The organism is Sphingomonas arenae (assembly GCF_016924655.1).
GTDB lineage: Bacteria > Pseudomonadota > Alphaproteobacteria > Sphingomonadales > Sphingomonadaceae > Sphingomicrobium > Sphingomicrobium arenae.
In genome coordinates, this window is sequence record NZ_JAFFJU010000001.1 from 840463 (window position 1) to 858276 (window position 17814).

Here is a 17814-nt window from a genome sequence, read left to right on the forward strand (position 1 = left end):
AGCGATACGATGAAAGACAAGCTGGTCACGTGCCTGTGGTTCGACCACGGTGAAGCCCGCAAGGCGGCCGAGTTCTACGCAGTCACCTTTCCGGACAGCAGCGTCGGAGCGCCGATGCATGCTCCGTCAGACTTCCCGGGAGGAGCGGCGGGAACGGAGCTAACGGTGGAGTTCACCGTGCTCGGCCGCTCGTTCGTCGGCCTGAATGGCGGGCCGAACTTCAAGGCTAACGAGGCGGTCAGCTTCATGGTCCTGACCGACACGCAGGAAGAAACCGACCGCTACTGGAACGCCATTGTCGGGAATGGCGGGCAGGAAAGCGAGTGCGGATGGTGCAAGGACCGCTGGGGCTTCTCGTGGCAGATCACGCCGCGGGCGCTGCTCCGGGCCAATTCGAACCCTGACAGGGCCGCGGCCAAGCGGGCGTTCGAAGCCATGATGACCATGCGCAAAATCGACATCGCGACTATCGAGGCGGCGGAGCGGGGGGAATCAGTGCATGCGTAAGATTCGCGGGAGCGTGTTCGTGTCGCTCGATGGAGTGATGCAGGCCCCGGGTGGCCCGAGCGAGGATCCGACGGGCGGGTTCGCTCACGGCGGCTGGTTGCCACAGTTCTTCGACGAGGATGTCGGAGAGGCGATCGACCGCTTCTTCGGCGACCGCTACGACCTGCTGCTGGGGCGGCGGACCTATGAGATCTTCGCTGCCTACTGGCCGTACGTCGGCGGCGAGACGACCGGCGTTGGCGAGGTCTTCGACAAGACGGGCAAAGACGATGGCGAGGCCGCCGCGATCGACATGGGCCGCGCATTCACGGACGCGAGGAAGTACGTGCTGACCCGCGGTTCGCCCGACCTTGGTTGGTCGAACAGCCACCGAGTCGGCAGCATCGACGAGCTGCGCGCAATCAAGGAGGGGGACGGCCCGGACCTGCTGATCCAGGGCAGCAGCACCCTCTACCCCGCGCTGATCGCTGCCCGGTTGCTGGACGAGCTGACCCTGATGACCTTTCCGGTGGTGTTAGGCGGCGGGAAGCGGATTTTCGGCGAAGGCACACCGGCGGAGGGATTGAAGCTGGTCGAGCATCGGGTGACGCGATCGGGCGCGGTTATCGCGACCTACGAGCCTGGCGGCGCGGTGGAGCATGGCTGGGCCGGTCCGCAGTCCACCAGCCAGCGCGAGCAGGCCCGGCAGGCGGCGATGGCGGAGGGCCGCTGGTGAGTTCTTCCACAAAGCTCGAGCTCCATGGACATCCCTTCTCGTCCTATTGCTGGAAGGCGCTGATCGCGCTCTACGCCAACGAGACGCCGTTCACGTTCAGAGCAATGACCGACGGCTTAACGCTGAGCGAGCAGTTCCCCGGCCGGGTGCATCCGGGCGGGCATATCCCGGTGCTGGTCGATGGAGACAAGGTGGTGGTGGAAGCCACCAGCATCGTCGAGCATCTGGCGGTGCACCACCCCGGTCCGGCGCCGCTGATCCCGTCGGATCCGGCGGAGGCGGTCGTGGCTCGCATGATCGACCGGGTGTTCGACAACTATGTCATGGGCAACATGCAGCGAGTGGTCGCCGCCCACTTCATCAGCCGCGACCAGCCGGAGTTGGGCTTGCGTGAAACGCCGGACGAAGCGGAAGTCGCGGGCGGGAAGGCGAAGCTCCGGCGTGCCTACATGTGGCTTGAGCAATGGCTGGGCGAGAACGTCCTGCCGCCGCACGTGTCGCTGGTGACCTGCGCGGCGGCGCCCGCGCTATTCTATGCCGACTGGATCGAACGCATTCCGGCCGAATGCCCGCGCGTCGCGTCCTTGCGCGCGGAGCTGCTGGCGCTTCCGGCCGTCAGCCGCTGCGTCGAGGACGCTCGACCCTACCGACCCTACTTCCCGCTGGGCGCGCCCGATCGCGATTAGGCGAAGGCTGGCGCAGTCTTCAGGACCTGCCAGGCTTCCAGCACCTGGCCGAGCTTGCCTTCGTGCCGCCGGTCGCCGCCGTTACGGTCGGGGTGGTAGCGGCGCACGAGCTCCGAATAGCGCTTGCGGACAGCGTGGAGGTCCGTGTCGGAGCCGAGCCCGAGGACGTGCAGTGCCCGCTGCTCCGCGCCCGAAAAGCGGACACGCTGGGGCTGGGCCTGCTCCCTGAAGCGCGATCCGAACCGGCCCGAGATGGCATCGAGCGGGTCCTTGAAGTCGCTCCATGGCGGGGCCGGATCGGCACCGGCATGCGCGAAGGCGCGGGTAGCCCTGTCCCAGCCGGCGGTCGGCGACTGCGCGGCCTCGATCTCCTCCGGGCTCATCCCCGTGAAGTAATTGTAGCGGGCATTATGCTCCCGCACGTGGTCGAGGCACAGCCATTGCCATTGTCCCGGACCATCGAAGCTGCTGGGCCGGAGAGGAGCGCGAAACTCGCCCGCATGCGTGCAGCCAGGAACGGCGCAGCGGTCCGCCGCGCCCTCCACTCGCCCGTGCATTTTCTGATTGCGTGAAGCCACCGGTTACTCGTTCTCGAAGCCGCTCTATATAGGCCCAATGAACGCATCTTTCACCGGTCCGGTCGCAGCGGAAATGACTCGCAGGCTCCAGGCGGACCTGCAGCCGACCCGGCTGGACCTGACCGACGACAGCGAGAAGCACCGGGGTCACGGGGGCTACAATCCCGCGGGCGAGAGCCACTTCAGCCTGGTGATCGAGAGCCCGGTTTTTGCAGGCAAATCACGGGTCGAGCGGCAGCGCCTCGTCTACAAGGCCCTGGGCGAACTCATGCACGAGCGAGTGCACGCACTGGCAATCAGGGCGACGGCGCCCGGAGAATAAGGAGGCAGCCGCCGGCCGCCTCCCCAATGCTCGTCAGAGCGCGAGGCTGATGCTGGCCTTGGCGCCGATGGACGCGCGGCCCTGCTGTTCCTCGCCGTTGACCTCGGCCCCGAGCGTCACGCCGGCGCCGCCACCGATCAGGCGAAGGGCCGCCAGGAAGCCGCTTGTGCGATCTTCCGGCGTCAGTGTGAAGGGCGTTCCGCCGGCGAAGCGCGCCGTGGTCTTGCCCAGCTTGCCGCTGATGATCTGGCGGCGACCACCGTCGAGCTCGACCCGGCCCCAGGCCGACGAGGAGTCGGTGCCGGGCTGACCGAAGATGCGGTAACCGACAGTCACGATCCCGCTCACGGCAGTCTCGCTGCTGGTGCGGTCGTCCACGATCAGGTTGAACGCGTCCCCGCCACCCGTCTCCGTGTAGCCCTTCTCCTTCAGCTGGTAATATTCGACCAGCGCGGTCGGGCGGACGTTGAGCCGACCGCTGGTGAACTCGTACGAAGCACCAGCGGTCGCGGACATGGTCCGGCCCTTCCAGTCGCCCTTGGCCGTACGCGTGACGGACGACCCGTTCACCGTCCCGGTGAAGTTGCGTTCGCCGTCGAACTTGACGGTGCTGGCGGCGATCTTGGCGAAGCCGCGGATCGGACCAACCCCGGCCCGCCAATACAAGGCGCCCTCATATTGGCTGCTCTGCAGTTCGTTCTGGCTGTGGCTGTCGCGTCCGGACAGGTAGGCCAGGGAGGCGCCGATCGCACCAAGCTTGCCGAGCCCCATCTCGACGCCGCCGCCGGCACCCCAGCCCGTGAGGTCGTAGGACGAGGTGCTGCCGATCGACTTGCTGGTGCCCCAGCCGACCTGCTGCAACCAGATGCCGAGGCCGCCCTGATCGATGACCGGCGGATTGGGATCGGCCAGCAGCTTGGTCAGCAGGCGTGCGCCCTTGGTCGCCGTCTCGAAGGCGCCGCCGGCATGCTCCGGCAGCAGCGCCTGCAGCGTGTCCTGGAGGACGTCGGTGTCGGCGGCTCCGAGCAGGGCGCCGGAGATCGCCGCGTCCTTGTCGGCCGAGCCGAGCACCGCCGCGAGGATGCTGCCTTCCGAGCTGTTGAGGTCAAGCTCGTCGGCTGTCTTGGTGCGGATGATGAGGTTGACCTCACCCGGGGTGGTCGTCGTGTCGAGCGAGCTGGCGAACAGGATCGGCAAGCTGCCCGTGGCGAGCAGGTTTCCGGCTCCGGTCAGCGTCGCCGCATCGACGATCTTGTAGGTTCCGGCCACGCCTCCGACGTTCAGCAGCTTCACGTCCACCTTGGTCCCGGTGCCGAAATCTGCCGCGCCCAGCACGTTGTAGAGGGTGTGGCCGGTCGAACCGATGGTCACGCCGATGGACGAGTTCGCGCCGGTGGTGAGCGAGGCGATGTCGACCTGACCGATGTTGGTGACATCGAGGGTCGTGCCCGCGCCGACGTTGACCGCGAGCCCAGACGCACCCGAGAGCTGGCCGCGGAACACGCTGGTGCCCGCAAGGGTCAGGCTGTCGCTGCCGCCGCCAAACGCCAGGTTGCCGATCAGCGACGAAGTCCCGCCGAGCTGAACGCTGTCGATGCCGGCGCCGAAGGTGGCCCCTCCGGTCATGGCCGCGTCACCGGAGAGCGTGAGGACATTGTTGCCCGCGCCGAACTTGGCCGTGCCCGCGATGGTGCCGTCGGCCGCATTCAGAACGTCATTGCCGCTGCCGAACAGCATGGTGCCGGCAATGGTCGGCGCGGTTCCCGACGCGACGGCGAGCTGGTTCACCGTCACACCGCTGCTGTTGGCGGAAAGGTCGAAGGCCACCGCCTTGTCGCCAAGCGCGGCGGCGTTGCTAACGCCGATCGCTCCGCGGTTCTCGATCAGGGTGACGGTCCCGGACTTATCGACGATCGCCGCGGCGGTGCCGTCGGTTCCGTTGACACGCGCCACGATCGATCCGGCATTGCGGATCGTCGAGACGGTGCCGCCGGCGTCGATCAGCAGGCCTTGAGCCGAGGTGCTGGCCGTTCCGCCGCCGTCGGCGCCGATCGTTGCACCTGAGGCGAGGTCGATCACGGGAACGCTGGCGCCGCTGCCGATGCGCAGGCCGATCGCGTTTCCGTTCAGCGCGGAGCCCGTGATGGACCCCGTGACGCTCATGCCGTTAGTGACGGTGACTGCCTGGCCGAGACCGCCGATGACGAGGCCATTGCCGTTCACGCCCGAGTAAACGCCGCCGCCCGCGATCAGGCCCTTAACCACCAGCCCGTATCCGGCGCTCGAAGAAGCGACGGAGCCGAGCGTCACCGACTGGTTCGCCGAGCCGATCGTGACTGCCGGTGCCGCGCCAAAGCTCACGACCGAGGCGGTGGTCTCCTGCGCGTCTGGGACGCCGTCGTCATCTTCATCGGGATCGCTGGTGTTGGTGTCGCGCGGGGCCGCGTCGAACAGGACACCACCAGCGACGTTGCCGCCAATCACGACCGCCGAGCCGCCCTGCAGCAGGTCATCGGCGTCGAGCTTGCTCGTGTCCGCCGGAGCCTGCGTGTAGCGATAGCCGCTGCTGTTGACGCTGTTCTGGAGCACGAACGCACCGCCGACATTGCCGACCGAAACGCCGACCGCGTTGGCTCCGCGAACGCTGATCGCACCCTTGGAGAGCGTGATGTTGCCGCTGACGTCACCCGCGCGGATGCCGTAGGCATTGTCGCCCAGAACGGAGATGTTGCCGCTGCTGGAGATGGACCCGGTCAATGAGCTCAGCACCGCGATACCGGCGCTGTTGTTGCCCTCCACCGTGATCGTGCCGCTGTTGGTGATATTCCCGGTGTAGGTCCCGCCACCCTGGACCAGGATGCCGTTCCGATTGGAACCCTGCGCGAACGGACCATCGATGTCGCCGTCGTTGTCGGTATCCGTCGGCGTGTAGTTCTCGTCGATCGTGATCGTGCCGGTGTTGATGATGTCGCCGGTCAGATTGATGTTGGCGAGGATGCCGGTCGAGCCGTTCGACCCCTGGATCGCGATCGTGCCCTCGTTGGTGACCTTGTCGTTGGAGTTGATGGTTACCGCGGCGCCGCTGGTCGGCTTCACGGAGCCGGCTGACGTGATCCGCACGTCGTCGTTGGTGGCGCCGGTGGTGACCGGTGTGGTCACCGCCGTGCTGATCACGGTCTCGGCAGCGGCAGGAGCGGACAGGCCCAGCACCAGGGCGGAGACGCAAGTCGTCGCAAGCAAGGATCGCATGAATTCTTCCCCGTCATGCTCGCGACCGCCGTTCCCCCGACGGTCACGAGGTTGCAGTAACTCGGCGACCCAAGGCGAGCCGGCGAGCAATGATGTGGAGATAGAACCGGCTCCGCTGGCAGGTCCGCGAACCGTTAACCCCCCGAAATGCTGGCCGGTCTAAAACGCTCCGGACCCTGAAGCCCCGATGAACGTCCCGGCCGGCGGTGCCCTAGACGCCCAACACAGACCGGGCAACCCGCTATCGCACCTCCGAGAACGGGAATAAGCTGACGCACATGGATTCGCCCATTCTCCTCAGCCTCGCCCCTGTCAGTCACGACCTCGGCGGCTTCAAGGTTCATCGAACGCTTCCCCACAAGCTCAGGACGATGGTCGGTCCCTTCATCTTCTTCGACCAGATGGGTCCAGCCCGACTCGGGGTGGACGAGGGCATCGACGTTCGGCCCCACCCGCACATCAACTTGGCAACCGTGACCTACCTGTTCGAAGGCGCGATCGACCATCGGGACTCGCTCGGGACCGTGCAGCGGATCGAGCCGGGAGCGGTGAACCTGATGACGGCGGGGAGCGGGATCGCGCATTCGGAGCGCTCCCCGGCCGACCAGCGGTCGCGCGGACCGGCGCTCGACGGCATTCAGACCTGGCTGGCCCTACCCCGCGCGACGGAAGAGCAGGGTCCGGCGTTCGAGCATGTCGCCGCCGACCGGCTGCCCTGGATCGAGGGTGACGGCGTGCGCCTCAACCTCATCATGGGCGAGGCGTATGGCGCACGGTCGCCGGTGACCCAGCATTCGCCGACGCTCTATGCCGCAATCGATCTTGCGCCCGGGGCGGCGCTCGAGCTTGAGGGCGAAGCCGACGAGCGGGCGCTCTATTTGCTGGAGGGCGACGCCGGGGTGGACGGTCATTCTTTAGAGGTCATGCATCTCGTCCTGCTCGCCCCGGGTCACAAGCCGGTGCTCCGAAGCGAGCGGGGAGCAAGAATGATCCTGTGTGGCGGAGCACCGATGGATGGCGAGCGCCACGTGTGGTGGAACTTCGTCTCATCCAGTCGCGAACGCATCAATGAAGCCAAGCGCGCATGGAAGGCAGGCGAGTTCACGCTTCCTCCTGACGATCACGACGAGTGGATCCCGATCCCGGAGATCCCCAAGACGGTAAGCTATCCGTGACAGAATTTCGCCGACTGCCCGTGAGCCGAGGCGTCACCCTGAACGTGGCTCTGGCGGGTCCGGCGGACGCCCCGCCCGTCATCCTCCTCCACGGCTTTCCGGAGTCGCACCGAACCTGGCGCGGGATCGTGCCGCTCCTTGAGAACCGGTTCCGCCTGATCATGCCCGACCAGCGGGGCTTCGGCGCGTCGGACCAGCCCCAGGACAAGGCGGAGTACGGCACGGACACAATCCTGGCGGATTTGTTCGCGGTGGCGGACTCCCTTGGGCTCGAGCGCTTCAGCCTCGTCGGTCATGACTGGGGCGGCGCCGTTGCGTGGGCGGCGGCGATCAAGGGCGATCAGAGGATCGAGCGGCTTGCCATTGTCAACGCGCCGCACCCCGTCATCTTCCAGAAGAGCCTGATCGAGGACAAGGACCAACGCGCCGCCAGCCAGTATATTACTGCCTTCCGGACGCCGGGATTCGAGCAGGCGGTCGAGGCGATGGGCTTCGACACCTTCTTCGACAAGAGCTTTGGCGGGCATGTCGACCTCGGCATCATCCCGCCCGAGGAGCGGGCCCAGTATATTGCGGAATGGAGCCAGCCCGGGGCGCTCACCGCCATGCTCAACTGGTACCGTGCGAGCCAGCTGGTCGTGCCTCCGCCCGTCCTCCCCCTTCCCGTGCCCGACTGGGTGCTCGGGGCCTTCCCGGTCGTCCGCATTCCAACCTTGGTAGTATGGGGCATGAAGGACAAGGCGCTGCTGCCGATCCAGCTCGACGGACTGGAGCGGCTGGTGGAAGACCTGCGGATCGTCCGGGTGCCGGATGCGGGTCACTTCGTCCCGTGGGAGAAGCCGGAGGCCGTGGCAGAGGCGCTTGCGCCTTTCCTCTCGGGCCAAGACGGGGCATAGGCCCGCCGCTCATGACCCAAACCGACCGATCCCGCTCGCGTTCCGCCGCGCGGCTTGCCGCCGTCCAGGCGCTCTACCAGCAGGAGATGGAGGGCACGCCGCTGGCGCAGCTCCTCCACGAATTTCATCAGCATCGAATTGGCGAGACGATCGACGGCGCGACGCTGGTCGATGCCGAGGTCGATTTCTTCAATGACCTGGTGCGCGGCGTGGACTCTCGCCGAACCGAGATCGACGAGCAGATCACGGGCCGGCTGGCAGAAGGCTGGAAGCTGGAGCGGCTCGACCGGCCGATGCGCGCGATCCTGCGGGCGGGCTCTTATGAGTTGCTCGCCCGTCGGGACGTTCCGGTGGCGACCGTGATCAGCGAATATCTGGATGTTGCCCATGCCTTCTACGACAAGAAGGAAGTGGCGTTCGTGAACGGGTTGCTGGATGGCCTGGCGAAGGATGCGCGGGGCTAGTCGCTGTCGTCATCCCGCGAAGACAGGGATCCATATCCCGAGGTTTCAACATTACCGCACGATCGGAGATGGACTCCCGCTTTCGCGGGAGTGACGATGAAGCGATGACCACCGAACACCAGATCATCGAGCGCCTCCGCAGCATCGCCACGGACCCCGGAGCCCGCGGATTGCTCGACGACGTGGCGGTGATCGGGGATCTGGTGCTCACCCACGACACGATCGCGGAGGGCGTCCATTACCTGCCCGACGATCCGCCGGCTTCGGTCGGGTGGAAACTGGTCGCGGTGAATCTGTCGGACCTCGCCGCCAAGGGTGCGGAGCCGGTTGCGGCGCTGCTGTCGCTGACGCTGACCGGGGCGGAGGGTTGGACCGAGGCCTTCCTGGGCGGCGTGGCGGCAGCATGCGAGAGCTATGGCTTGCCCCTCCTCGGCGGGGACACCATCAGCCTGCCCGGCGGAGCGCCGCGCGTGCTCGGCCTGACGGCCATCGGACGTTCGGCCAAAGCGCCCCCGCGCACCGGGGGTCGGGTTGGCGACCGGCTCTGGCTGGTCGGCACCCTCGGCGACAGCGCGGCGGGCCTCGCCCTTCTTCGAGTGAGCAAGCATGCGGATGGGCCGCTGGTGGACACCTACCGTCGACCCATTCCGCTGCTCGCCGCCGGGCGGGCACTCGCCCCCCTGGCGAGCGCAATGATGGACATCTCCGACGGACTTCTCCTCGACCTTCAACGGCTCTGTCGAGCCAGCGGATGCGGCGCCGAGGTCGACCTCGGCGCGCTACCCCTTTCGCCAGCCTTCACCGCGGCACGCGGACGCGACCGAACCGCCCGCCTGTTCGCCGCGACGGGGGGAGACGACTATGCCCTCCTCGCCGCCGTACCGCCGGAAGTAAGCCTTTCTTTACCCGGCGAGACCAGGGTGGCCTGCATCGGAGCCCTTGCGCCCGGCAGCATCCTGTCGCTGACCGACGCGAGCGGCTCCGTGCCGTTGCCGGAGCAGCTTGGTCATGAACATCGTACTTCCTAGCTCGCGCCAGTGGGTGGTCGGCCTTGCCGGCCTGCTGAGCGGCATGGCCACGGCCCTCCTGCTACTGGCCTAGACAGGCCCGATTTCCTCCTTACAACCCTGCCCGCATCCCCACGCGGGGGCATCCTGCGTGGAAACAACAGGACAGGGGAAGAGCTACCCATGACGTTGGTTCTCATTGCGATCGCGTGCGGCGTGCTCGCGGTGCTCTACGGCATCGTGACAAGCATGCAGGTGCTGAAGGCTCCAGCCGGAAATCAGCGAATGGTCGATATCGCCGGCGCGATCCAGGAAGGCGCGCAGGCCTATCTTGGCCGCCAGTACACCACCATCGGCATTGTCGGCGTGGTCGTGGCGGTGCTGGTGTTCCTGTTCCTCGGCGGCATCGCGGCGGTCGGCTTCGTGGTCGGAGCGGTGCTGTCGGGCGTGGCAGGCTATATCGGCATGAACATCTCGGTCCGGGCAAACGTCCGCACGGCCGAAGCGGCACGCACCAGCCTGCAGGGCGGCCTGACCACCGCCTTCCGTTCGGGCGCGATCACCGGAATGCTGGTGGCCGGGCTCGCGCTGCTGGCGATCGCGACCTTCTTCTACGTGCTGGTGGGCGTGCAGGGCCGCTCGCCCAGTGACCGGACCGTCATCGACGCGCTGGTCGCGCTGGCGTTCGGCGCTTCGCTCATCTCCATCTTCGCCCGTCTCGGCGGTGGCATCTTCACAAAGGCCGCCGACGTTGGCGCCGACCTGGTCGGCAAGGTCGAGGCCGGGATCCCCGAGGACGACCCCCGCAACCCGGCGGTGATCGCCGATAACGTGGGCGACAATGTGGGCGACTGCGCCGGCATGGCCGCCGACCTGTTCGAGACCTATGTCGTGACCGTGGGCGCCACGATGGTGCTGACGGCGCTGCTGGTGACGGCTGCCCCGGAACAACTGACAGCGTTGATGAGCCTGCCGCTTCTGGTTGGCGGCGTGTGCATCATCACGTCCATCATCGGCACCTATTTCGTGCGCCTGGGCAAGGGCCAATCGATCATGGGAGCCTTGTACAAGGGCTTCTGGACCACGGCCGCACTGTCGGTTCCGGCGATCTGGCTGGCGACGACCCTAGCTCTGGGCGACCTCAACAGCGTCATTGGCGGTCAGGAAGCGGCCGGCCTCGACGTAACCGGAGCCGTTGCGGAGCAGACCGGGGGCTTCACTGGCTGGGACCTGTTTTTCTGCATGCTGATCGGGCTTGTGGTGACAGGGCTGCTGGTCTGGATCACCGAATATTATACCGGCACCAATTTTCGGCCGGTGAAGAGCATCGCCAAGGCGTCCGAGACGGGCCACGGCACCAACGTCATCCAGGGCCTGGCGGTCAGCCTTGAGTCCACCGCCATGCCGACGATCGTGATCTGCGTCGCGATTGTCGCTTCCTACCTGCTTGCAGGTCTGATCGGCATCGCCTTCGCGGCAACGTCGATGCTCGCGCTCGCAGGCATGGTGGTGGCGCTCGACGCTTACGGCCCCGTCACCGATAACGCGGGCGGCATCGCGGAGATGAGCGGCATGGAGGATGAGGTCCGGCATCGCACCGACGCCCTCGACGCCGTCGGAAACACCACCAAGGCGGTAACCAAAGGCTATGCGATCGGCTCCGCGGCGCTCGCTGCGCTGGTGCTATTCGGGGCTTATACGACCGACCTCAACGAGTTCTCGGGCGACCTCGGCATTGCCGCCGGGTCGGTCGATTTCTCGCTGAGCAACCCGTACGTGGTTGTCGGCCTGCTGCTTGGCGCGCTCCTGCCCTACCTGTTCGGCGCGATGGGGATGACCGCCGTCGGCCGGGCGGCCGGCGACGTGGTGCTCGACGTGCGCGACCAGTTCCGGAACAACGCGGGCATCATGGACGGCACCAGCCGCCCGAACTACGCCCGGACCGTGGACCTCGTCACCAAGGCCGCGATCCGGGAGATGATCGTTCCGTCGCTGCTGCCGGTGCTGGCCCCGATCGTGGTCTACTTCCTGATCGCAGCCGTTGCCGGGAAGGAACAGGGCTTCGCGGCTCTCGGTGCCCTGCTGCTCGGCGTGATCGTGTCGGGCCTGTTCGTCGCCATCTCGATGACGTCGGGCGGCGGCGCGTGGGACAATGCCAAGAAGTACATCGAGGATGGCAATTACGGCGGCAAGGGCTCCGAGGCCCACAAGGCCGCGGTGACCGGCGACACGGTGGGCGATCCCTACAAGGACACCGCCGGCCCGGCCGTGAACCCAATGATCAAGATCACCAACATCGTGGCGTTGCTGCTGCTCGCAGCGCTGGCCGGACACGGCGCGGTCTGATCGTCACGCCACATTGAAGAAGGCGGGCGGAACCGGTTGGGACCGCCCGCCTTTCTTTTTGGACCGCTCGCCGCTAAGGGGCGCCAACTCAACTCACAAATTCAAGGAATTGCATGGCCAAGGAAGAACTTCTCGAGATGCGGGGGCGGGTGGTGGAACTGCTGCCCAACGCGATGTTCCGCGTCGAACTCGAGAACGGCCATGAGATTCTCGGCCACACGGCCGGCAAGATGCGCAAGAACCGCATCCGCGTGCTGACCGGCGACGAAGTGCTGGTGGAGCTGACACCATACGACCTGACCAAGGGTCGGATTACTTACCGATTCAAGTGACGGCCCCTACTGGCCGTCGTCCCGGCGGGGGCCGGGATCCAGCCCTGTCGACACGCCTCGTCCTCGCATCGGCGAGCCCGCGCCGTCTCGACTTGCTCGCGCGGATCGGCGTCGTTCCGGACGCGGTCCTCCCCGCCGACATCGACGAGAGCGTTCCTCCGGGCGAGTTGCCCAAGGTCCATGCACTGCGTCTGGCCGAGGAGAAGGCCAAGGCCGTTGCCAGAATGAAGCCGGACGCGCTGGTCCTCGCCGCCGATACGGTGGTTGCGGTGGGCCGACGCATCCTGCCCAAGGTGGAGGACGAGCCGACGCTCCGTCGCTGCATGGCGCTACTCTCGGCGCGGCGTCACCGCGTGATGACCGGGGTCGCCCTAGCCGCCCCAGGGCAGCCCCTGCGCAGCCGGGTGGTCGAGACTGCCATTGCGATGAAACGCCTGTCGCCCGAAGAGATCGACTATTACGCCAGCCACGGCGAATGGCGTGGCAAGGCCGGCGGCTATGCGCTCCAGGGCTATGGCGAGGTCTATGTGCGGCACATCGCCGGCAGCTATTCCAACGTCGTGGGACTCCCGCTCGCCGAGACGCGGCACCTGCTGAAAGCGGCGGGCTACCCACTTGCCTGAGTGGCTTGTCGAGCGCGGGATCGGGGAGACCCGCGCCGCGCTGGTCGAGGCGGGTCGCATCCTCGAAAGCCGCATTCTGCTCGATGGCACGATCCCCGTAGGCAGTGTGGTGGAAGCGCGACTGGCAGGTGTCGGGGCCGATGGACGTAACGCCCTGGCGGTCTTGGACGATGGAACCGAGATCCTGCTTCCTCACAGACCCCAAGGGGTCAGCGAAGGGCAGCGCCTCCACATCGAGATCACGCGAGAAGCCATCGCCGGTCCGGAGCCGTGGAAGCGCCCGCTTGGACGGTCCTCCGATACGCCTTCGTCCATCGCCGAGCTGACAGGCCGGCCTGCCATGCCGGGTGAGTTCGATGCGGCCGGATGGGGTGATGTGCTCGAAGAAGCCGCGAGTGGCGAGATCAGCTTCGCGGGGGGTGCACTGCGACTGTTCGTCACGCCGGCCATGACATTGTTCGACGTGGACGGAACCCTGCCCACGGATGAACTCGCTGTCCTTGGAGCGCGGGCCGCCGCGCAGGCCGTCCGCAGGCTTGGCATCGGTGGTTCGATTGGAGTGGACCTTCCGAACGCCGGCAAGACGGCGCGGGCAGCCGCCGCGGAGGCGATTGACCGGGTTCTAGACGGAACCCGCTTCGAACGCACGGCCGTGAACGGCTTCGGCTTCGTCCAGATCGTGCGTCCACGCCCCCATGCTTCCCTGCCGGAGATCTACGCGGGCGATCGCCCGGCGGCGGAAGCCCGGGCGCTGCTGCGGCGGGCCGAGTCTCACATCGGCGGTCTTTGTCTGGCGGTTCCCGCGGCCATCGGTGCCGTGTTGGAGCGGAACCGTGGGTGGCTGGACGAACTGGGCCGGAGGGTAGGCGGTCGGGTCACCTTGCGGGTCGATGCGCGGCTCGCCATGTCGGGCGGCCATGCCGAACCCCTCTGATCGATCGAAGGGCTGCCCGCTGTGCGGTAAGCCGACCGGACCCGCCCATGCTCCGTTCTGCAGCCGCGGCTGCAAGGATCGCGATCTGCTGCAATGGCTTGGAGAGGGGTATCGGATTCCCGGACCGCCCGCCGATCCCGGGCTGGACAGCGACGAAGGCCCTCGTTAGGGGAGCGCTCGCCCCCCACGACGCCGCCTGCGGCGTTGCTCGGGACAGGCGCCGCGCCCTCGGGTCGCGAGCCGTGGGCCCAGGTAGCTCAGTTGGTAGAGCATGCGACTGAAAATCGCAGTGTCGGTGGTTCGATCCCGCCCCTGGGCACCATCCCTCCCGGTAGCCTGAGCCTACCGTACCAACCTGCATTCAATGGATTTTCGACCGTTGATCGGAAGCCATTGGCGTTCTGTCGAAAAGACGTTGATCGCACATGAACAGGGTTAAGGCTGCCTTCCTATCCAGCAACCGTACAACTTCAGCTCGCGTCGCGGGGCTGAACTCGGGAGGTCGTATGTCTGCTCGCAATCAAGTTCTGGATACCTGTGTGCTGCGCTCTGGGCGGGCGGGTCTCGGCCGTGGGGCATCGCTGGGCGCACTCGCGATTTCTCTCCTGAGCCTCTCTGCTCCGGCGTGGGCTCAAGGAACTCCCGACGCCGCGTCGGCGCCTGCAGATTGCTCCGGGCTGGCCGGTGCTGCGCTGACTGAGTGTGAGGCCCGGGCGGCGCAGCCGCCAGTCGAACCCGCACCCGGTGCTGCGCCTGCGGCTCAGGCCGACGCGCAAGCCGGGGAGCCGGAAGCGATCGTGGTCACCGGTTCGCGCATTCCTCGGGCCAACTTTGACACGCCCCAGCCGGCTGTGGTGCTTGGCGGGGCGCAGATCGAGCAGCGCGGGTATTCGAACTTGGCGGACGCGCTCGAAGAACTTCCGGCGTTTGGCGTCCCAGGATCAAGCCCCGTCGGAACGGGCCAGTCCGGGGACGTTGGCTCAGGCCAGAACTTCGTCAACTTCTTCGGCCTGGGCGACCAGCGCACGCTGACCCTGGTCAATGGCCGGCGCTTCGTCAGTTCGAATACGGCGTCCATTTTCGGGCCGACGGGCACCAATGGCTCGCAGGTCGACTTCAACGTTCTGCCGACCCTGCTGATCGATCGGGTGGAGACCGTGGCGGTGGGCGGCGCCCCTATCTACGGTGCGGACGCGATCGCCGGGACGATCAACGTCATCACGAAGCGGAACTTCAAGGGAGTCCAGCTGGACGGCCAGAACGCGATCTCTTCGCGTGGCGACCTTCAGGACTGGCGGATTCGTGGAGCGGCCGGGACCAGCTTCGCGGACGGGCGCGGCAACATCTCGGTCGCGGCGGAATACAACAAGGCCGGCGGTCTCGATTTCAGCGACCGCAAGAACATGAACAACTTCTACACGACGCCGCTGGACCCAGCGTCACCGTTCCAGAATGTGCTCATCGGCGATCGACGGCTGCCATCGCTCTCACAATTCGGCCTCCCGCAGGTCTCTGATCTGTTCTTTGTGGTCGACCCTTTCACCGCGAACGACGTCCTTCCAGGATTGTTCGAGGTTCCTTTCCCGGTGCAGGTCGGCGTCACCAATGACGGGACGCCCACCGGTCTTCCACTCGCCTTCAATGAGCGCGGCGAGCTGGTGCCGATCGACTTCGGGGCTAGGACCGGCAACCTCCTGAACTACGATGGGGGCAGTGGCTTCGTGCTCCCAGGCAACCTGGTTGCACCCTTGCGGCGCATCGTTGGCACAGCTCTCGCGCAATACGAGATCACTTCCAATGTCCGTCTCTTCGGGGAGGCCTGGTACGCGAACAGCAAGGGCACGACTTTCCGCGCCCAGCCGGAATACAACACAAACCTGTTCGCAGATGCTGGCGACCCCGCTGGTCAGTTCATCATTCAGCTCGACAACCCGTTCCTGTCGCCATCTGCGCGGACGCTCATTCAAAATGCGATCGCAAACAACATTATCAGCGATCAAAACCTCGGCGGCGCTCCGCAAGACTACTTCTACCTGACGCGCGCCAACACCGACATCATCTCGGGCAAGGCCAGTAGCACGGTTGAGCTGTATCGCTTCGTGGGTGGACTGGACGGAACGTTCAACGTGATGGACCGGGAGTTCCGGTTCGAGGTGGTCGGCAACTATGGCAAGTCCACCACCAAGGGCAACGGCCGAGCCGTCGTCCAGCAGAACCTGGAAAACGCCTTGGACGCCGTGGTGGACGCAAGCGGAAACATCGTCTGCCGGCCCGGTTACGTGAACGCGGATGTCCCCACGTTCAGCTCGACATGCGCGCCGCTCAACCCCTTCGGACGGCAGGTCAGTCCGGAAGCCGCAGCGTACATCACGGCGCCGACCAACCCGAAGAACGTCAACGACCAGAAGGTCTTCACGGCTTCGGTCTCGGGATCGCTGTTCGACATCTGGGGCGGTCCCGTTGCCTTTGCGCTCGGCTACGAGCATCGGGAGGAAAGCTCTGAGTTCAGCCCGGGGACCTTCTACAGCGGCGGTCCGGATCCGGACCCCACCGTGGACGAGAACGGCGATGGCGATCCGACGAACGACCGAGTGCCGTTCGGACAATCTGCGATCTTCGATCCAGTGTCGGGCGAGTTCAACACGGACGAGTTCTTCGGCGAGCTGACGGTGCCACTGGTCAGCCGCGACCAGAACATCCCCGGCATCTACTCGCTCGAGCTGAACGGTGCGATCCGTCTCATCAACCACTCGCTGGCAGGCTCCGACCCGACCTATACTCTAGGCGCCACGTGGCAGCCGTTCCGGGACATCACGTTCCGGGGCAACTACACCCGCTCGGTGCGCTCGCCCGCCATCACGGAGTATTTCAATCCAACGAGCCAGATCTTCACTCTCGCGAACGACCCGTGTGACGATCAGTTCATCAGTTCGGGGCCGGATCCGGCAACTCGCGCCGCGAACTGCGCGGCTGATGGAATCCAGCCGGGCTTCTCGTCCGACATCGTGGATTTCACAGCCACAGGATCGCTGTCGGGCAATCCGAACCTGATCAACGAGACTGCCGATGCATGGACGATCGGGACGGTCCTGAGGCCGCGCTTCCTACCGGGCTTCACGGCCTCGGTCGACTGGATCGACATCAAGCTCAAGAACGCCGTGACGGCGCTGACCGCGACCCAGGTGCTGGAGGCGTGCTACGACTCCCCGGATTTCCCGAACTCGGTTTCGGCCTCGGGCACGAACTTCTGCGAGCAGTTCACCCGCGATGCCGACGGGCAGATTACCTTCATCGAGACCGGATTCGAAAACGCCGCGGGGCAGCGCTTCAAGGGCCTAATCTCCGAAATCGCTTACCGGAGGGACACGCCGTTCCTCGGTGCCGGAAGCTCCCTCGAGTTCGGCCTGAACTACCTGTACAACGACACGCTTACGGTCAGGGTCGGACGCGGGGACATCACGACGCTCGCCAGCAGCATCGGCTATTCGCGCCACCAGGCGACGGGCAACCTGACCTACCGGAACAAGGGGTTGGCGCTGCAGTGGCAGACGCAGTTCTTCGGCAAGGCGAAGATCGACCCGGATGCGGAGGATAACACTTACGAGTTCCCGACCATCGAGCGGGTGTTCCTGCACAACCTGTCGGCGACCTACAATGTAGGTGAACGCTTCCGGTTCAACGTGGTCGTGGACAACGTCTTCGATCGCAAGAAACCGTTCCAGGTTCCAGCTTCCGGAGGAACGGTGACCTATTTCGATGCGATCCGTGGACGCTACTTCCGCTTTGGGGCGGGCGTTCGCTTCTGATCGGGAAGGCCGGACCGCGCGCTGCGTGGCCCGGCCGAACCGGCGAGTCTCATAGATTGTGAGCGATTCACCTCGTTGAAATTCAACGGGAATTTATCCGCCCGAACGTTCTGAATCCGGGACAATGTCGAGATCGTTACGCCATGCCAGGCGTTTGTTCCCTCGCGCCGGTTG

The 17814-nt window shown here is 66.0% G+C and carries 16 protein-coding genes and 1 tRNA gene; 15 read left to right on the plus strand and 2 right to left on the minus strand.

Annotated features, from left to right (window positions below; translation table 11 throughout):
• Positions 1-9 precede the first annotated feature (9 nt).
• The 3 genes from JT720_RS04255 to JT720_RS04265 are packed head-to-tail and all read left to right on the plus strand — an operon-like array spanning position 10 to position 1908.
• The gene (locus JT720_RS04255) at positions 10-507 is read left to right on the plus strand and encodes a VOC family protein (protein WP_205479577.1); all 498 of its coding nucleotides are present in this window, start codon (positions 10-12) and stop codon (positions 505-507) included.
• Positions 500-1222, plus strand: a complete 723-nt coding sequence (locus tag JT720_RS04260; protein WP_205479579.1) for a dihydrofolate reductase family protein — start codon at positions 500-502, stop codon at positions 1220-1222. The genes JT720_RS04255 and JT720_RS04260 overlap by 8 nt, the downstream gene beginning before the upstream one ends.
• Positions 1219-1908: a glutathione S-transferase N-terminal domain-containing protein gene (locus JT720_RS04265; protein ID WP_205479581.1), complete on the plus strand. Its 690-nt coding sequence runs from the start codon at positions 1219-1221 to the stop codon at positions 1906-1908. The genes JT720_RS04260 and JT720_RS04265 overlap by 4 nt, the downstream gene beginning before the upstream one ends.
• Here JT720_RS04265 and JT720_RS04270 read toward each other — a convergent pair.
• Positions 1905-2465, minus strand: coding sequence for a DnaJ domain-containing protein (locus JT720_RS04270; RefSeq protein ID WP_205480167.1), 561 nt, complete (start codon positions 2463-2465; stop codon positions 1905-1907). The two genes, JT720_RS04265 and JT720_RS04270, sit on opposite strands and share 4 nt — an antisense overlap.
• Before the next feature lie 58 nt (positions 2466-2523).
• On the opposite strand from JT720_RS04270, the gene JT720_RS04275 reads away from it, so the two are divergent.
• Positions 2524-2808, plus strand: coding sequence for a BolA family protein (locus JT720_RS04275; RefSeq protein WP_205479582.1), 285 nt, complete (start codon positions 2524-2526; stop codon positions 2806-2808).
• 33 nt (positions 2809-2841) lie between these two features.
• Here JT720_RS04275 and JT720_RS04280 read toward each other — a convergent pair whose 3' ends face one another.
• On the minus strand, positions 2842-6057 hold the full coding sequence (locus JT720_RS04280) for a beta strand repeat-containing protein (protein ID WP_205479583.1): 3216 nt from the start codon (positions 6055-6057) through the stop codon (positions 2842-2844).
• 278 nt (positions 6058-6335) lie between these two features.
• On the opposite strand from JT720_RS04280, the gene JT720_RS04285 reads away from it, so the two are divergent.
• From JT720_RS04285 to JT720_RS04335, 11 genes are all read left to right on the plus strand, one after another.
• Positions 6336-7232 (plus strand): pirin family protein, encoded by an 897-nt coding sequence (locus JT720_RS04285; protein ID WP_205479584.1) that lies wholly within the window; start codon positions 6336-6338, stop codon positions 7230-7232.
• Entirely contained in the window at positions 7229-8128 is a 900-nt protein-coding gene (locus JT720_RS04290) for an alpha/beta fold hydrolase (protein WP_205479585.1), read from the plus strand. The genes JT720_RS04285 and JT720_RS04290 overlap by 4 nt, the downstream gene beginning before the upstream one ends.
• 11 nt (positions 8129-8139) lie before the next feature.
• Positions 8140-8592 carry a transcription antitermination factor NusB gene (gene nusB, locus JT720_RS04295; RefSeq protein WP_205479586.1) on the plus strand — a complete coding sequence of 151 codons (453 nt, stop codon included), beginning with the start codon at positions 8140-8142 and terminating at the stop codon, positions 8590-8592.
• A gap of 104 nt (positions 8593-8696) precedes the next feature.
• Positions 8697-9620 (plus strand): thiamine-phosphate kinase, encoded by a 924-nt coding sequence (thiL, locus tag JT720_RS04300; protein WP_205479587.1) that lies wholly within the window; start codon positions 8697-8699, stop codon positions 9618-9620.
• A gap of 162 nt (positions 9621-9782) precedes the next feature.
• A complete protein-coding gene (locus JT720_RS04305; RefSeq protein WP_205479588.1) occupies positions 9783-11945 on the plus strand; it encodes a sodium-translocating pyrophosphatase in 2163 nt (720 codons plus the stop codon).
• A 113-nt stretch (positions 11946-12058) separates the two neighbouring features.
• Positions 12059-12277, plus strand: coding sequence for a translation initiation factor IF-1 (gene infA / locus JT720_RS04310; RefSeq protein WP_147042814.1), 219 nt, complete (start codon positions 12059-12061; stop codon positions 12275-12277).
• The gene (locus JT720_RS04315) at positions 12274-12900 is read left to right on the plus strand and encodes a Maf family protein (RefSeq protein ID WP_336511935.1); all 627 of its coding nucleotides are present in this window, start codon (positions 12274-12276) and stop codon (positions 12898-12900) included. The genes infA and JT720_RS04315 overlap by 4 nt, the downstream gene beginning before the upstream one ends.
• Complete coding sequence (locus tag JT720_RS04320) at positions 12893-13834, plus strand: ribonuclease (RefSeq protein WP_205479590.1); 942 nt, start codon at positions 12893-12895, stop codon at positions 13832-13834. The genes JT720_RS04315 and JT720_RS04320 overlap by 8 nt, the downstream gene beginning before the upstream one ends.
• On the plus strand, positions 13818-14003 hold the full coding sequence (locus JT720_RS04325; protein WP_205479592.1) for a DNA gyrase inhibitor YacG: 186 nt from the start codon (positions 13818-13820) through the stop codon (positions 14001-14003). Before JT720_RS04320 ends, JT720_RS04325 begins: the two co-directional genes overlap by 17 nt.
• Before the next feature lie 77 nt (positions 14004-14080).
• Positions 14081-14156, plus strand: a tRNA-Phe gene (locus tag JT720_RS04330).
• A gap of 184 nt (positions 14157-14340) precedes the next feature.
• The gene (locus tag JT720_RS04335) at positions 14341-17640 is read left to right on the plus strand and encodes a TonB-dependent receptor domain-containing protein (protein WP_205479593.1); all 3300 of its coding nucleotides are present in this window, start codon (positions 14341-14343) and stop codon (positions 17638-17640) included.
• The last annotated feature ends 174 nt before the right edge of the window (positions 17641-17814 follow it).

Bases quoted from the DNA above. Each gene is read 5' to 3' on its own strand.
- JT720_RS04255 (WP_205479577.1), top strand. From the start codon at position 10: ATGAAAGACAAGCTGGTCACGTGCCTGTGGTTCGACCACGGTGAAGCC.
- JT720_RS04260 (WP_205479579.1), top strand. From the start codon at position 500: ATGCGTAAGATTCGCGGGAGCGTGTTCGTGTCGCTCGATGGAGTGATG.
- JT720_RS04270 (WP_205480167.1), bottom strand. From the start codon at position 2,465: ATGCACGGGCGAGTGGAGGGCGCGGCGGACCGCTGCGCCGTTCCTGGC.
- JT720_RS04275 (WP_205479582.1), top strand. From the start codon at position 2,524: ATGAACGCATCTTTCACCGGTCCGGTCGCAGCGGAAATGACTCGCAGG.
- JT720_RS04280 (WP_205479583.1), bottom strand. From the start codon at position 6,057: ATGCGATCCTTGCTTGCGACGACTTGCGTCTCCGCCCTGGTGCTGGGC.
- JT720_RS04285 (WP_205479584.1), top strand. From the start codon at position 6,336: ATGGATTCGCCCATTCTCCTCAGCCTCGCCCCTGTCAGTCACGACCTC.
- nusB (WP_205479586.1), top strand. From the start codon at position 8,140: ATGACCCAAACCGACCGATCCCGCTCGCGTTCCGCCGCGCGGCTTGCC.
- thiL (WP_205479587.1), top strand. From the start codon at position 8,697: ATGACCACCGAACACCAGATCATCGAGCGCCTCCGCAGCATCGCCACG.
- JT720_RS04305 (WP_205479588.1), top strand. From the start codon at position 9,783: ATGACGTTGGTTCTCATTGCGATCGCGTGCGGCGTGCTCGCGGTGCTC.
- infA (WP_147042814.1), top strand. From the start codon at position 12,059: ATGGCCAAGGAAGAACTTCTCGAGATGCGGGGGCGGGTGGTGGAACTG.
- JT720_RS04325 (WP_205479592.1), top strand. From the start codon at position 13,818: ATGCCGAACCCCTCTGATCGATCGAAGGGCTGCCCGCTGTGCGGTAAG.
- JT720_RS04335 (WP_205479593.1), top strand. From the start codon at position 14,341: ATGTCTGCTCGCAATCAAGTTCTGGATACCTGTGTGCTGCGCTCTGGG.